The following is a 15,855-nucleotide window of genomic DNA, read 5'->3' as shown; positions in this document are numbered from 1 at the left end:
GTCAGGCTGCCCTTTTCTTGCCGACCTGATGGATGAGCTCGCCAAACTGCTGCGCCTGCTGATTGCGATCAAAGTGCTTGATCACATAATCACGTGCTTGCTGTCCCATCTGCTCACTGCGTGGTCGGTTTTGGTAGAGCGTTCGAACGGCATTCGCCATGGCCGTCGGATTTCCGGGTGGGACCGGAATTCCTCCGTCAGCGGCCTCGATCACTTGTCGAATCACACCGTCGATCGCAAGCACGACGGGACGGGCGGCGGCCATGTAGTCGAAGACCTTGTTCGGATACGTCGTGCGAAACATCGGAATATCACGCAGCACGGCAAGACAAACGTCCGATTCGGCGAGAATCTCGGGCATTTGCGATTTGGGGCGTGACCCGGTGAAGGTGACATTGGTCAATTGCAAACGCTCGGTCGCTTCGTCCAGCTTCTTTCTGTCCTTTCCATCACCCACCATGAGGAAGTGGACATCGGGCAGGTCGCTCAGTGTAGCCGCGGCTTCCAGGACGATTTCGAGATTGTTCGCCATTCCCATGGCGCCGGCATAGGTCACGATAAACTTGTCTTGAAGGAGGTATTCTTTACGAAGCCGGCCAGACTTCTTTTCTGTCACAAACATGTCAGGGTCGACGCCGTTCGCGATGAAGCTGATCTTCGCGGCAGGAATTCCCAGATCGATCAGGTAGTCGCGATAGGCTGGCGAATTCACCAAAAGATGGTTCGCTTGCGAATAAAGGAATCGTTCCAGACGTCGCGACATCCAGATCAGAACGGGATTTTTGAGAACGCCCATATCGATGGCGAATTCGGGCCATAGGTCGCGGATTTCCAAGAGGAATGGGCGCCACTTAATGACTGAAATGACCCAGGCCGAAACCGCTTGGAAAATCGGCGGCGATGTTCCGATGACCAGATCGACATTCTTGACTTTCAGAGCCACCCAGATGGAACTGATCATGAACGACAGGAACGACACGACTCGCCATACGAAACTGCGATGCAGGGCCGAGTAGGTCCACGCGCGTCGAACCTGGACGCCATCGAAGTCCTGCACGTGTGCTTCCGCACTGCATTTCTTACCACTCAGATAACTCAGGTCACTGGCGACGATCGAAAATTGCTGGCCGCCATCGACGAAACGTCGAGCCAATTCGTAGTGCCGCGTTCCGCCTGCGTCATCGGGCGACACGAATGCTTGGTGAATCAACAGGACGTGCATTGGGTCATCTCCGAAAGTGAGCGAATTGGGGCCGATGCGGCGGACGTGTTCAGCAGAGATCCACTGGTTTCAATTGATCTGACAAGTGGCGTGCCTGATCTCTGCGAGAGATTCAGGGAAATCGTTGCGTTCCAGTCCCATCCGCGAACCTGGACCTTGTCCAGTTCAATCTTGGGTGTTGTGGCGTCGGGCCCAAACAGCGTGGCAAACACGATCCGTGATGCGGTTGCCTTCTGACTTATGGCAATCGCGGGCTCGCGTGAGTGATAGTAGGCGGAACGCCAACCGACGGCGGAATCGGCTTCCGCGCGGGCGACCTCGAAGGCCCCGTCAACGGATGAGCATGCCAACGCCACCGAATAGTGGCCTGCACTCGTCATCAACGTCATGGACGTGGAGTCGGCATCGACCTGATACGGTGCATCCATCAGCAGCCAATGCAACCGGTACAGGTGGGGTTTGTCGCCTTGAAGAGAATCGATGACCAGCCAGTGATCGGCTCCAAGCCGTAGCAGGCCTCGTCGATGTATGATCGGATCGGGGAGGCGTCGATAACCATTGTGCTCACCGTTCCAGCACGCGACATCGCCTTGCTTGACGGCATGACGACCAAACGATGTGGCGCGCGCCCACGGCAGCCAAAGAAATCGGCCTGCACGTTCCATCTGGTCCAAACCATCGACAGTGACCGTGTTGTGGAACGCCGTGTGGGCCAGTCGATTGTCCCAGGGAGGAGGGGAGTTGTAGCTAAACGTGCCCGGATCGATTGCGATGTTTTCGCCACGCCACCAGATGTCGACGTGAAGCAGATCGGCTTGAGCCGGTCGGTGACGGAAGTTGCCGGCACGCGTCATCGCGAATCCATCGCGTGACCGCAGCGTCCAGTAGCCGCCGTCGGCGGCGTTCAGATCATGCCGAACAGAAGGGGCCGTGTCCGAAATCGATCGGTCGATCGGCGTCGTTTCGGGTTGATCCTCAGTCAGGTTGCCGGTCGGATTCGCCTCGAAAAGCCAGAGCAAATCTTCGTCCCACGGTCCCTGCTCAAATCGACGTTCGCCCGTCGTGAGGTAGTGGGCCGCCTGAACAACGGGCCGAAAGTCGCGATAGTCACAATTGCTGAGCGGCAGAATCAGGGCTCCGTCGTCCTGTCCGTAACAGGGAACGCGTCCGGTGATATGATCCTGCACCTGGTAGACAAAGTCTCCCGCAGCGGCAATTCGTTCGCCAAGCGTTTGGGAGAACGGTTGTCCCAAGACATTTCCGAGCTGAATCGACCAGAGGTAGTCGTGTAGCATCACCCGGTGATAGTTCATGGAATGTTGCGAGAAGGCGCCGTCCGGGTAGATCAGGTCAAACGCCTGTCGCTCAAGCAACCGACGTCCGAGCGTTGCCCAGCGTGATGCGTGCTTCAGTTCGGGAAACAATCCGCCGATGGTCCAAAGCCCGGTTGCTTCGCTGAGCCCATGATTGTTCTTTTGGCTGAGGGCGTATCCGATGTTCGCCTCAATCCGTTGACCCGAGACTGCCAGCATCTGAATCAGCATCGCGATTCGAGCAGGTGTCGAGGCGTGGCTGCCGGTAAAACCATATAGGCCGAAACACCACGCCATGACGCGCAGGCTGATCTCCTGTCCGCATTTCCAGTTTGCTCCCGATTCCGGAGGATTCGCCGCGCGCCAGCTCTCGACGAGTTGCCAAAACATCTCAGCGTACTGCTCGTCGCCCGTTCTCCAATAAGAACGTACGAGTGGAAAGACGAATCCGAACCGGTTGGTCTCCCAGACAAGTTTGATGTCGCCGGCGCCAAAATCGGCGATCTGGCTCCAATGGCGGTCGTCGGGAAACGAGGACTCCGTGAAAGGGTCCACATGCCATTGCGGAGGAAATCCAACATTGACCCGCTCGTGCGAGAAGAATCGCAACGTTCCAAGTCCAACCTCATTTGCGATTTCAAGCGGGCTCGTCGTGGAGTCCCACTGCGCGAATTGAGCCTTGAGGCCGGGGCGTGACGTGGGATCGAAAAAGAAACGCGGCGAGTCTGTGTCCCGGTGATTCGCCAACCGTTCGGGGTCGGCGAGATTCGGGTCATTCAGAAGCGGTTTCAGAGGCAGCTCATCCCACGATCGTCTGGGCAATTGACGGCGGATCAGTCCCGTCTTCATTCGTGCCGCATGGTAGACGCGATACATCAGCCACGAAGGGCCGAAGTACCGCAGCAAGTTCCAGCATCGATGAAGCGAGGGTGCATCCACAACTGTCTCAAACTCTGCAAATTGATGTCTTGAGCGTCCCGAATTCCGTCAACGTTGGCTGAGTTGTTTAGTTCGTGATTTCATTCGGTCGAGGTCTCCGTAAGTGTTCTGCGTGCCGAGCTGACGGCAACTCGATGAAGCTCAATCGCCGACCTATGCGGCTCGTCGCACCGTCTGAGCTTCCACACCCAGCACGATATCGGCGATTCGTTTCGAGGCCCGACCGTCCCAGAGTGGTGGGATCCGGCCACCTTTTCCTTGACCTGCCAGAACTTTCGAGACTTCGTCCAGCAGCATGTTCATGTCGGTGCCGACCAGCGTATTCGTTCCATGCGTGATCGTGATGGGCCGTTCGGTATTCTCGCGCACGGTCAGGCAAGGGACACCCAATGCGGTTGTTTCTTCCTGCAGCCCTCCCGAATCAGTGACGACGACCGTGGCTCGTTGCTGAAGGGCCAGACACTCCAGATAGCCGGTTGGAGGAATCGCGAAGATCCGGTCGGAGTTCTCGAATCGATACCCGAGACTTTCGATCCGAGCCTTGGTCCGAGGGTGGACAGGGAAAACGATTTGCATGCTTTCACTGATCGTGGTCAATGTTTCCAGGATTCGACGAAGCGATTCTGGTTCGTCCACGTTCGATGGGCGATGCAACGTCACCAAGGCATATCGGTCGCCCAGTCCGGTCACCTGGGGCATGCGTGCCTGCGGCAGCAGCGTTCGCAGTGTGTCGATCATGACGTTCCCGACGAAATGGATTTTCTCGCGGGCGACGCCTTCACGCAGCAGATTGCCCTCGGCCTCTTCCGACGGAATCAGCAACAGGTCTGCCAACTGATCCGTCACAAGTCGGTTGATTTCTTCGGGCATCGTTCGATCAAACGACCGAAGTCCCGCTTCGACATGTGCGATCTTTGTCCCGATCTTCGCGCAAACGAGCGTCGCGGCGACCGTCGAGTTCACATCACCGTAGACAAGGACAAGGTCTGGTTGACGTTCGAGAATCGTCTTCTCGAAACGAATCATGATTTCGGCCGTTTGCACCGCGTGCGATCCCGAACCGACTTCCAGCGAGACGTCTGGCCGGGGGATCTGCAACTGTTCGAAGAAGATGTCCGAAAGATTGGCGTCGTAGTGCTGGCCCGTGTGCACAAGGGTTTGTCGCACCTGCGAGCGTCCACGAAACTCGGCATGGACAGGAGCGACCTTCATGAAATTGGGTCGCGCGCCAACAACATGCAGAACGTGCATCGGATTCCATTCCTCTTGAGCACTGGCGTCAATCAGGATGCAACGACGACTGCGGACGAGCGTTTTCCCTCAGTTTGTCACCTTGGACTGGCTGATTGGTTCGTTGTGAGAAAACACTGCGCCCTGTGACGAAGCCGAGAATTGATCCGTTCTCGCGCCGCGGTCACCTCAAGTCTCTTCGTGCGATCTGATTGACTCGAACTGATTCCATTCAGTAGACACGCGGTGAGGATATGAGGAGGTCAAAACTGCCACAAGTGCAGTTTTGAGTCGACTAATTAGCCCGAATCGTCAGATTTCGCCGACTTTGGCTCAAGTCTTCTGCTGCCGACTCGTTTTTGTCGAAGATCGGTGATGCACAGTCTGTTTGGAGTGAAAACGCAACGACATCTTTGGCGTTGCGAACCTTGTTTGCGCTATCCCAATATTCTCGTTCGGTTTAGCATGACACGAACAACACGTTCACAAACTCGACGCCTCGCGGACCCTCGCGCCGTTGACCGACTCTGCTGGTTTGCCCAAATCTCATGAAGATCGTTCATTACATTACGCGGCTCATCGTCGGGGGTGCCCAAGAGAATACGCTGCTGACGGTTGAAGATCAGCATCACCTGTTCGGCGACCAGGTCACGTTGATTACGGGACCGGGGCTGGGACCCGAAGGTTCGCTCGAAGACCGCGCGCGACGTGGCGGACTGGATCTCAGGCTGCTCGACGATTCACGTCGAGCCATCCATCCTTGGCGGGACTGGAAAACGTATCGTGATCTTCAGCGAATGCTGCGTGAAATCAAGCCAGATCTGCTTCACACCCATTCGTCAAAGGCGGGGATTATCGGACGGGCGGCGGCCGCAAAGCTGGGTCTGCCCTGTGTCCATACCATCCACGGGGCGTCGTTTCATTTTGGACAGCATCCGCTCGCGTACCGGCTGTACGAACAGCTCGAACGCTGGGCCGCACCGCGAACGGCGCGGTTCATTTCGGTTTGTGACGCGATGACGGATCAATACGTCGCAGCGAAGGTGGCACCGCGCGACAAGTTTGTCACCGTCTACAGTGGCTTTGACGTCGAGCCGTTTCTCGTACCTCCACGCAGTCCACAGGTGGTTCGTGCGGAATTGGGCTTGAAGCCGGACCATGTCGTGATTGGCAAAGTGGCGCGATTGTTTCCACTGAAAGGGCACGAATATCTGATCAAAGCGGCCCGAGCCGTGGTCGATCGCTGTCCCGCCGTTCGATTCTTGCTTGTTGGCGATGGCATTCTGCGTCCGCAGTTCGAAGAAGACCTGCGAACGCAGGGGCTGCGAGATCACTTTGTCTTCGCGGGGCTCGTTCCACCCGAGCAAGTGCCAGAGCTGATCCATGCGATGGATATTGTTGTCCATACCAGTGTTTGGGAAGGCCTTGCACGCGTGCTTCCTCAGGGCCTGATCGCGGGTAAACCGGTTGTAAGCTATGACATTGATGGAGCCAAAGAGGTGGTGATCCCGGGCCAAACGGGATTCCTGATTCCGCCTCGGCAAATTGACCTGCTTTCCGCGGCGCTGTGCGAACTGGCGTCCGATCCGGAGCTGCGGAGATGCTTGGGGGACACCGGCCGGGACCGATTCACGGATCGATTTCGGCATCAAACGATGACGAAACAGATCCGTGAGGTCTATGCGTCGGTCCTGAATGGTTCCCACTCGTGAGGTGAGGGAGCATTTGAAATTCATGCTCCCGATTTGGAAGCGAGGTTGTGAGAACTCTCGGTTTCCGCGGAGTGAGATATCGAGCTGATGTGCTGCTGCGCACGTCAGGTCATCGAAACAGAATAAATAGAATAAAAGGCGTTACCAAGCTGGAGCTTGGTAACGAGGAAGAACGCTGGAGCTTGGTAACGAGGAAGAACGCTGGAGCTTGGTAACGCGGGAACGAACGAGGACCGGATTCGGGCCTTCCGCGTTCGTTGGCTATCCGGCGGACGGGGTCAATCGTGCGATCGGCTGCGGATGGATGACGGGAGTTGCGCCTCCCTGAAGCTGGTGAACCCGTTCCTGAATCCGCCGCACCGATTCGAGGGTGTCGGCCACTTCGAGGGCCAGTTCTGACTTGTACGTGTGGCCAGGCTGGATGAGCGGTAGCCGTCCCATTTTCCGTTCATCTGCACGGAAATTCGGGAAGACGATGCCTGGTTCGAGTCCGGTGACATAGCCATCGGCTTCCGCGACGGTGTTCTTCCAGACTGTGAACGTGGGGAGTTGGCGCGTTTGAAAATGGACCGCGAATGCGGCGTGACCACTGGCGTTTGAGAGCAGCGCTGTCGTCCAGCCGTCGGCACCGCCCAGTGGCGTGTGGAAATACGCCTGTTCGGCGAATCCCGCGACAGGCGCGCCGTAGATCGAGTGCGTTTCGATTCCTTCCGCGGCGCGGGCATCGCGCGGCGCAACTTCGATGCTGGGGACCGAGTAGGATGCGTATGGCTCTAAAAATGGCCGGCCCACGTTGATGTGGTAGAGCAGCGAAAGTTCGGAGGCGCGGCCGCCCAGATTGGTGATCTCGTCCACGATTGAGCATCGTGACGAACCGGCTTCGAGGCGAATCGTGGACGTCATTCGCCACCGCGGCCCAAACATCGAGCATTCGTCGACAATGCCAACGACTTCGAGTGATCCCCGTCCAGACGTATCGACCCGAACTTCGACCCGGTGTGCAGGCAAGTTGGCAATTCGGCCGTGCAGCGTAATTCGCTCGCCGTTGTCGTCGCCCGGCGGGCCCAGAAACGCAAGACCACAACGGCAGAGCAGTTCGTTGAATCCGTGCAGCCAACCAATCCCACCGCGATCGAGTTGGTTGACATACGCGGGATGGACGGGGCGTTCGACAGGAGATTTCCATTCAAGAGGCAAATCGTGAAATCGACCCTTCCAGATCCCCATCCCCCGCGTGGGCAGAATAGAGAGCGATAAATCACCGTTGTCGAGTTCGACCACGTCGACCCCTTCCGAGACTCCGCCGCGTAGCGTTCGCCATCGGATCGACCAGTTTGCCGAGCCCGCAAGATTCAACCGGCTGTTGGGGCGAAGTTCTCCATGATCAAGATGGACGCCCGAATCGGCATCGGTCAACACGAGCGTTTGAATCGCCATGAGAGTTCCGGATGAATAAAGAATGCAACGGGAAACTGCGAATCCGATCGTCGTCCATCAGGCTGATGATGGTGGTTGTGACTCGGATGACAGGAACGTTTCAAGAATGTACAACAATGTTTCGATCTTCGCGATATTCCGAAAATTCATGTCCTCGATCAGTACGACGCGACCCATGGATTTTGACCAAGATGACGGAATCTTGGCAAATACTCGGCGAACGTTCATCGTACGGTCGCCAAGTGAAGGCGAACATCGTGGTAGACGATCGCGCGGGTCCGCACGAATGTCGACCACCTTATGAACCGGAGATCAGGTGTATGGCTTGCCGCAACTAGACAGATGGAGTCCGCATGGTCCCCGAGGAATTCGACAGCAATGTACGACCTTATTCGCAGGAATGGTACGCGACGCTGAGGTCGACATTGGGCGGCACCGCGTGCCATCAACTGGGGCTCTATGCCATACCAGACGATTTTGTGTTGTCAGTGGTCATCCCAATCTACAATGAAGAAAGAACCTTACGGGTTCTGATTGATCGGGTGCGAGCGGTTCCGATCAAGAAAGAGCTGGTTCTGGTTGAAGATTGCAGTAAGGATGGGACGCGCGAAATCCTGAAGCAGCTTGAGCGGGAAGCGGCTGACAATCCCGATCCGATGAATGAGATTCGAGTTTCGTATCACGAAGTAAATCAGGGCAAAGGAGCAGCAGTTCGTACTGGGTTTTCGCTGGCGAAGGGCGACGCGATCATCATTCAGGATGCCGATCTGGAATACAATCCGTCTGAGTATTCGCGGTTGCTTCGGCCGATCATCCAGGGAGTGGCGGACGTGGTGTACGGAAGCCGCTTTCTCGGAGACCAAGAACACCGTGTCCTTTATTTCTGGCATTCTATCGGGAACAAAGTCCTGACGCTGGTCTCGAACGGGTTCACCAATCTGAACCTGACCGATATGGAGACGTGTTACAAGGTCTTTACTCGTGAGGCACTTGCGGATATTTGGGGGACTTTGAAACAGAATCGATTCGGGATTGAGCCCGAACTGACGGCGAAGATTGCCAGGCGAAAACTACGCGTGTTCGAGATGTCGATCAGCTATCACGGTCGGACCTATCAGGAAGGAAAGCACATTGGGATGAAAGATGGATTTCAAGCTCTGTGGTGCATTCTTCGCTATTGGTGGAAGGATTAGTGGCGCTGTCACGATCTCCGACAGCTTGGCGAGCACCGCCCGCTGGCGAACTGCCCTGCTGAAGCGAGATCATCGACGTGTCACTTCGAGGTTGGATGTTTGGGGCTTATTTCGTGGGGACGCGGATTTTCGATTATCGCTGGCTGTGTTGCCCCGAAACATCGACGAACTGGCCACTATCGCATAACCTCCCTCCATAGCAGCCTGTTGAAATCAAGGGGACTGGCCCCGCCAAGGTTCGAACAGCCTTGAATCTGTATATGCTGAGGTGTCCGTCTCGCTGATTTTGAATGGCTGTCAGACGCACCACCGGATCGACATCACTTTTCTCGGAAGTACGCATGACTGATGATTCCCCTTCACGTGGCCCGGATTCTTCCTCACCACGTCGAGATCCGCGTCGTGAAAGCAGTGGGACGGTCTTTTCCTCGTCGTGGGGGATGTTGTTTGCCGTCGGGGTGATTATCGCCGTCATCTTGTTCAGCCTTTCGACGCCGAAGAATTCGAACGTCGACTACGTATTTGTCTGGAAGCAGGCGGAAAAGAAGAACATCGACTTTGTCGAATTCCAGGGCGAGAGCGTCAGGGGACGCTGGAAAGTGATTCCCGAGTCGCCGGACAGCAAGGTTGGAAAGCTGACCGAAGAGTTCGAGATGATTCTTCCTGTTCCGCTCGACCACGAACTGAAAGACCATCTGCTGAAGAACGGCGTCATTATCAAGGCGAAGTCAGCCAATGGCGCGTTCAGCTCGCGAGAATTCCTCTGGCTATTGATCCAGATCCTGCCGTTCGCATTCCTGTTCTGGGTCTTGTGGAGCATGATCCGCCGCAATAGCGATCCATTTGGATCTGGCCCGCTGGGAAGTTTCATTCGCAGCCCGGCGAAGCGATTCAAGCCGAACGAACACCAGACCACTTTCGATGATGTCGCGGCTATGGAGCATGCGAAGCAGGACCTGCAGGAAGTTGTTGAATTCCTCAAGACACCCGCAAAATTTCAGCGCCTGGGAGCTCAAATTCCTAAGGGTGTGCTGCTAATGGGGCCGCCCGGGACCGGAAAAACCCTGCTGGCACGCGCCACCGCAGGTGAGGCCGGCGTTCCGTTCTACGCGATCAATGGCTCTGAATTCATTCAGATGTTTGTCGGCGTCGGGGCGAGCCGCGTTCGCGATATGTTCCGCACTGCAAAGGAAAATGCTCCATGCATCCTGTTCGTCGACGAGATCGACGCCGTCGGTCGCATTCGAGGTGCTGGCCTGGGCGGTGGTCATGACGAACGTGAGCAGACACTCAATCAGATTCTCAGTGAAATGGACGGTTTTCAGCAAACGGAAGCGGTAATCGTCATCGCCGCCACCAACCGTCCTGATGTTCTCGATCCCGCGCTGTTACGTCCGGGGCGTTTTGACCGACATGTCACCGTCGATCGGCCGACCAAAACCGGTCGCGCCGCGATATTGAAAGTGCACAGCCGCAAGGTTCCGCTGAACGATGACGTCAATCTTGAGAAGGTTGCGGCCGGATCGATCGGATTCTCGGGGGCCGAACTCAAAAATCTCGTCAACGAAGCCGCGCTGAACGCCGCACGTGACAATCGCGATAATGTGACGTCGGAAGACTTCGACCAGGCGCGTGACAAGATTCTGATGGGCCCCAAACGCGAAGAAGTTCTGGGACCCAAGGAACGCAAGATGACTGCCTATCACGAGGCAGGGCATGCCCTGCTGGCCTGGCTTCTGTCTGAAGTCGACTCGGTCCACAAGGTCACCGTGATTCCCCGTGGCCGGGCCTTGGGCGTCACACAATTGATGCCGGACGAAGATCGTTACAACATCGGCGAAAAGCGTTTGCACTCGCAACTGGCGTTCATGCTGGGGGGCCGTGCGGCTGAGAAAATGGTCTTCAATGAGTATTCCGCAGGTGCGGAAGACGACTTGAAACGCGCCACGCAAATTGCGCGGCGAATGGTCACACGCTGGGGGATGAGCGAGGCGATTGGTCCGGTGGCGTTTCGCGATGGGGAAGAGCATCCCTTCCTTGGCAAGGAAATGGCCAGCGATCAGCGCGAGTACAGCGACAATACGGCGCGCGTCATCGATGCGGAAGTGCAGCGTTTCTTGATTCAAGCGGATCAACGTGCCGTAGAGATTCTGACGGAGCACCGTCAAAAACTGGACGCGTTGACCGACGCGCTCGTAGAAAAAGAGTCGCTTGATTTGGACGAAATCACCGCGATTATCGGGCCACCTTCCAGTCGAGACGAAATCTGAGTCACCGCTTCTGGATTGGGATTCATGACAGATCGCGCACTGCGGTGCGCGATCTGTGTTTCTTTGAGCAGGCTGCTGATCGCGGACTGTTTTTCCTCGTTACCAAGCTTCCGCTTGGTAACGCCCCCCCGACACAAGTTTCCCCGGCGCGGTTCATCCTGTGCGTTTCCGATCTCAAGAACGCGTATCGGGCGGGGCCAGGGCGCTTTCATGATCGACAGAAAGCGAAATGGTATGTGGCGTTATCAAGCGGTCGCTTGGTAACGAGGGGCAACTTCCTGCTTGGTGACGACAGACGACGGTCGTTTGCCGTCTGAAGCTCGATGGTGAAACTCGGCTATTTCCCTGAATCACGGACGACCGGTGATCACGGCATTTTGAAAAGTGACGGCCATTTAACTACTATGACTCTGCGTGGCACACTGTCGTTCGGTTTGCCACAACTCACGTATGACATGTGATTTGTTGGTCGAATCCAACGCTTGTCCATGCGTCTTTACGTTGCAGTCGCCCCGCGAAAGAGATGCCCATGTCCATCGACTCACATACGATTACCTATACGCTTCCTCCTTTGGGAGAAAACCCCTCGTCAACTGCTCAGGGCACGACGCCAGGAAGTTTTGCTCAGCGGCCTGCATTGAAGCCTGGCCGCGCTGGCGCACTGACCTTTGCGTCGCCGGATACGCCCGGAATGCCCGTTGCCTCCGAGAAAACGGCTTGGGATTTCATGCCCGCTGATTGGGTTTTGAAGCCCGGGTTTGGAGCGGGCGAAGGCTGTCAGAGTTATGAGCAAGCGGATGCCTGGTTGCCACCGGCCGGATTTGTCCCTGTGACGCAGCTTGAGTCGGCGCGACGCGGAATCATTACGCCTGAAATGAAACGCGTAGCCGAGCGAGAGCCCCATCTCACGGCAGAACAGGTCCGCGATGAAGTCGCGGCGGGGCGCATGGTCATTCCCGCGAACAGGGTTCACTTGCAGCATTTGCTTGATCCGATGGCGATCGGACGTGCCTCGAAGACGAAGGTGAATGCCAATATGGGGGCTTCGCCGGTGTCGTCGAGCACCGACGAGGAAGTCGAAAAGTTGAAATGGGCCGAGCGGTGGGGGGCAGATACCGTCATGGATCTGTCAACAGGCGGTGATCTGAATGCCTGCCGGGAAGCGATCGTGAAAAACAGCACCGTGCCGATTGGGACCGTGCCGATTTATTCCATGATCATCGGTCGCCGCATCGAACAACTGACGACGGAAATCATTCTGGAATCATTGCGCCAACAGGCGGCGCAGGGCGTTGACTACTTCACGATTCACGCAGGCGTGCTTCGTGAACATCTTTCGTTTGTGAAAAAGCGTTTGATCGGAATTGTCAGTCGCGGCGGATCACTTCTGGCTAAGTGGATGCTCGTTCATGGCAAGCAGAATCCCATGTATGACCATTGGGAAGAAATCTGTGAGATCATGCGTGAGTACGACGTCACGTTCTCGATTGGTGATGGTCTCAGACCCGGAGGCCTGGCGGATGCGACTGATCAGGCTCAGTTGGCGGAACTCGTCACGCTCGGTGAACTCACAGAGCGTGCCTGGCGCACGGGTGTGCAGGTCATGGTCGAGGGGCCGGGGCATGTTCCGTTCGACCAAATCGAATACAACATGAAGCTGCAGAGGCAGTTGTGCCACGGCGCCCCGTTCTATGTCCTTGGCCCTCTGGTGACGGATATTTTCCCCGGTTACGACCATATCACGAGTTGCATCGGTGCGACGGCCGCCGGTTACCACGGCGCGGCCATGTTGTGCTATGTCACTCCGAAAGAGCATTTGGGGCTGCCGAAGAAAGACGACGTAAAGCAGGGCTGCATCGCCTATAAGATCGCGGCCCATGCTGCCGACGTGGCGTTGGGGATTCCCGGCTCGCGCGATCGGGACGACGAACTGACGAAGGCTCGTGCTGCACTCAATTGGGAAAAGCACTTTGAGCTCAGCTTTGATCCCGATACGGCTCGCGCTTATCACGATGAGGATCTGGACGTTGATACCGATTTCTGTGCCATGTGCGGCCACGATTGGTGCAGCGTCCGCATCAGTAAAGAAATCGTTGAGTTCACTTCGGGTAAGGATGATCTCTATCAGTGGGACAAGGCCAAGGTGACCGCGGCCCTGACACCCGAGCAACAAGAAATCCTCGAGAAGCGAGGTGTGCTCAGTCCGGACGAAATTCATCGTCTTGCTGCGAAGACGAAAAAGGTGATGGCTGCCACCTCGGATGAAAAGGCTTCGTGTCACAGCGACTATGTCGATCCAGAGACGGCGCAGGCGCTCCAGGAAAAGCAACCGGGGCTCGTCGAAGTGACGCTGCCTTAGGGCTGGCTGCCGATCGTCACCTGTTCTGACGGTTCTGTGGCACTCCGAAGCGTCGCGGGCCTGTGTTTAGCAGGCTGTTGTGACGTTTCGGGCTTTCGATCATGATTTTCACCTCAGCGTGGGTTTTCCACTGACGCTGAGGTTTTTTTACGCGATGTTCTAGCGAGAGGCTCTGTGGATGTACTCGAATCTTCGGTGTTGGATTGCGTTCGGTTTATGTCTTGTCTGTCGGACGTCGGTCGGGCTTGAGTTTCCGGAATTCGCGGCACTGCCGGATCGGGCTGAGTTGCCTGATCCGCTCGTGATGCTCGACGGGACCAGGATCACAACCGCGAACGACTGGAATGAAAAGCGTCGTCCGGAATTGAAGGCGTTGTTTCAGCATTACATGTATGGGTTTTTGCCTCCCAAACCTCAGGCGATGGTGTTGGAAGAGGTGTTGTTCACGGATGATCAGTTTCTCGGTGGCAAGGCGACAATGAGTGAGTGTCGTCTGGCCTTCAAGGGGCCCGATCTGACTCACCGCATGCATGTCCTGGTTGTTGTTCCCAATCAAAGGACAAAACCTGCCCCTGTATTTCTCGCGATGAATTTCTGTGGAAATCACGCCATGGTGAATCATCCGAAGATTCATGTCCCCGAGGGCTGGGTCTACAAAAGTTGCGGCGGTCAGGTGAACGAGCGTGCCACGGAAGCGGGGCGTGGAACGCAGGCGCATGATTGGAATGTGGATCTGATCATTGAGCATGGGTATGCATTTGCGTGCTTTCGGAGCGCCGATCTTGATCCCGACACACCCGAGTTTTCGGATGGCATTGAGCCCGCGTTCTATGCGCCCGGACAAACCTCGCCCAGACCCGATGATGCCGGCACGATTGCGACATGGGCCTGGGGCTTCCATCGCGGTGTGGATCTGTTAGTGAGCCAGTATTCCCAATCGATTGATCCATCGCGAATCATCGCCGTGGGGCATTCGCGCAATGGCAAGACCGCGTTGCTAGCGGCGGCGATGGATGAACGCATCGCACTGGCGATCCCTCATCAGGCTGGTTGCGGCGGCACGGCGCCGAGTCGAATTCCGGTTGACTCCAAGAAGATGGAAACCGTTGCGCGAATCAATACGCATTTCCCTCACTGGTTTTGCGACAATTTCACGCTTTTCAATGAGCATCCCGAGAAGTTGCCGTTCGATCAGCATTGCCTGGCAGCGCTTTGCGCACCTCGTCCGGTGCTTTTCTCAAATGCCGTTGAAGATCAGTGGGCGAACCCGGATGGCCAATTCGAGATGCTCAAAGCCGCGGACCCGGTTTATCGCCTGCTGAAAGTCGATGGGCTGGGGGCAAAAGAGCGTCCGGCGTTGCAGGAGCCTCTCTATAGTCGGCTCGGTTACTTTCTGCGCAAGGGGAATCACTCCATGACTCGAGAGGACTGGGGAGTCTTTCTTGACTTCGCGGACATCCAGCTCGGAAAGCCGTAATGACCTGCCGACTTAGCAAGCGAGCGGGGGCCGCACTGAGTTGGGCATGGGGGTGGGGACGGGATGTCCGCAAACAAGCGGTGTGTGGCCTCAGCGACTTGCGGGTTGACTTGCGTTGTTTGGGTGGTTTGGTGTGCTGCGTGCGACTCTTCCGATCTTTTCGTTCCGACCCGTCCATTTGTTCATCGTTTTGGGTCTGACGGATAAGAGATTTTGGATTCCAACAGATTCCAAAGAATCTTGGACCAGTTGATTGACTCTCAGCGTCAGGCCGCCTAGAATCTTCCTCCCGCACCGCAGCAACGCAGTCAACACGACGCGTGACGCAGTGAGGGGCAGATCTTTGAAAACACGGTTGGAGAGTTTTGAGAATCAGTCTTGTCGTATTGATGCGGTTGCTGGCCGTGCGAAGACCTTGTTCTCCATCACTTAATTGTGATGAAGACAAATGACCAAACCGAGTCGTAAGACTCATCGGTCAGTCAACACATGGCTAGCGGACAAACCCAGTGCATACAACACTGAATCTCAAGCTGCCTGATTTATCAGCGGTTTGTGGTTCAGTTCGGAAACACTACTCAAAGGGTTTGATCCTGGCTCAGAATGAACGTTGGCGGCGTGGATTAGGCATGCAAGTCGAGGGAGAACCCGCAAGGGGGACACCGGCGAACGGGGTAGGATCACGTAGGTGACGTACCCCCAG

At 56.3% G+C, this 15,855-nt stretch carries 9 protein-coding genes; 5 read left to right on the top strand and 4 right to left on the bottom strand.

From position 1 onward, the window contains the following. Position 1 precedes the first annotated feature (1 nt). From OSO_RS0106665 to wecB, 3 genes are all read right to left on the bottom strand, one after another. Positions 2-1,222 carry a glycosyltransferase family 4 protein gene (locus tag OSO_RS0106665; RefSeq protein WP_010582680.1) on the bottom strand — a complete coding sequence of 407 codons (1,221 nt, stop codon included), beginning with the start codon at positions 1,220-1,222 and terminating at the stop codon, positions 2-4. Continuing rightward, positions 1,207-3,441: an alginate lyase family protein gene (locus OSO_RS0106660; protein ID WP_157605065.1), complete on the bottom strand. Its 2,235-nt coding sequence runs from the start codon at positions 3,439-3,441 to the stop codon at positions 1,207-1,209. Before OSO_RS0106660 ends, OSO_RS0106665 begins: the two co-directional genes overlap by 16 nt. A gap of 186 nt (positions 3,442-3,627) precedes the next feature. Then, the gene (gene wecB, locus OSO_RS0106655) at positions 3,628-4,725 is read right to left on the bottom strand and encodes a non-hydrolyzing UDP-N-acetylglucosamine 2-epimerase (RefSeq protein WP_010582678.1); all 1,098 of its coding nucleotides are present in this window, start codon (positions 4,723-4,725) and stop codon (positions 3,628-3,630) included. A gap of 527 nt (positions 4,726-5,252) precedes the next feature. Between wecB and OSO_RS0106650 the strand changes: the two genes are divergently transcribed. Continuing rightward, positions 5,253-6,416: a glycosyltransferase family 4 protein gene (locus tag OSO_RS0106650; protein ID WP_010582677.1), complete on the top strand. Its 1,164-nt coding sequence runs from the start codon at positions 5,253-5,255 to the stop codon at positions 6,414-6,416. A gap of 261 nt (positions 6,417-6,677) precedes the next feature. Here OSO_RS0106650 and OSO_RS0106645 read toward each other — a convergent pair whose 3' ends face one another. Beyond that, positions 6,678-7,853 carry an aldose 1-epimerase family protein gene (locus OSO_RS0106645; protein WP_010582676.1) on the bottom strand — a complete coding sequence of 392 codons (1,176 nt, stop codon included), beginning with the start codon at positions 7,851-7,853 and terminating at the stop codon, positions 6,678-6,680. 353 nt (positions 7,854-8,206) lie between these two features. Between OSO_RS0106645 and OSO_RS0106635 the strand changes: the two genes are divergently transcribed. From OSO_RS0106635 to OSO_RS0106620, 4 genes are all read left to right on the top strand, one after another. Continuing rightward, positions 8,207-9,046 (top strand): glycosyltransferase family 2 protein, encoded by an 840-nt coding sequence (locus OSO_RS0106635; RefSeq protein WP_010582674.1) that lies wholly within the window; start codon positions 8,207-8,209, stop codon positions 9,044-9,046. Between the two features lie 341 nt (positions 9,047-9,387). Further along, positions 9,388-11,316: an ATP-dependent zinc metalloprotease FtsH gene (gene ftsH, locus OSO_RS0106630; protein ID WP_010582673.1), complete on the top strand. Its 1,929-nt coding sequence runs from the start codon at positions 9,388-9,390 to the stop codon at positions 11,314-11,316. Positions 11,317-11,845: 529 nt separating this feature from the next. Next, positions 11,846-13,675 (top strand): phosphomethylpyrimidine synthase, encoded by a 1,830-nt coding sequence (gene thiC, locus OSO_RS42445; protein WP_010582672.1) that lies wholly within the window; start codon positions 11,846-11,848, stop codon positions 13,673-13,675. 178 nt (positions 13,676-13,853) lie between these two features. Further along, positions 13,854-15,152, top strand: a complete 1,299-nt coding sequence (locus tag OSO_RS0106620) for a glucuronyl esterase domain-containing protein (RefSeq protein WP_010582671.1) — start codon at positions 13,854-13,856, stop codon at positions 15,150-15,152. The last annotated feature ends 703 nt before the right edge of the window (positions 15,153-15,855 follow it).

This window comes from Schlesneria paludicola DSM 18645 (assembly GCF_000255655.1).
GTDB lineage: Bacteria > Planctomycetota > Planctomycetia > Planctomycetales > Planctomycetaceae > Schlesneria > Schlesneria paludicola.
This window is presented reverse-complemented; position numbering and strand designations above follow the sequence as displayed.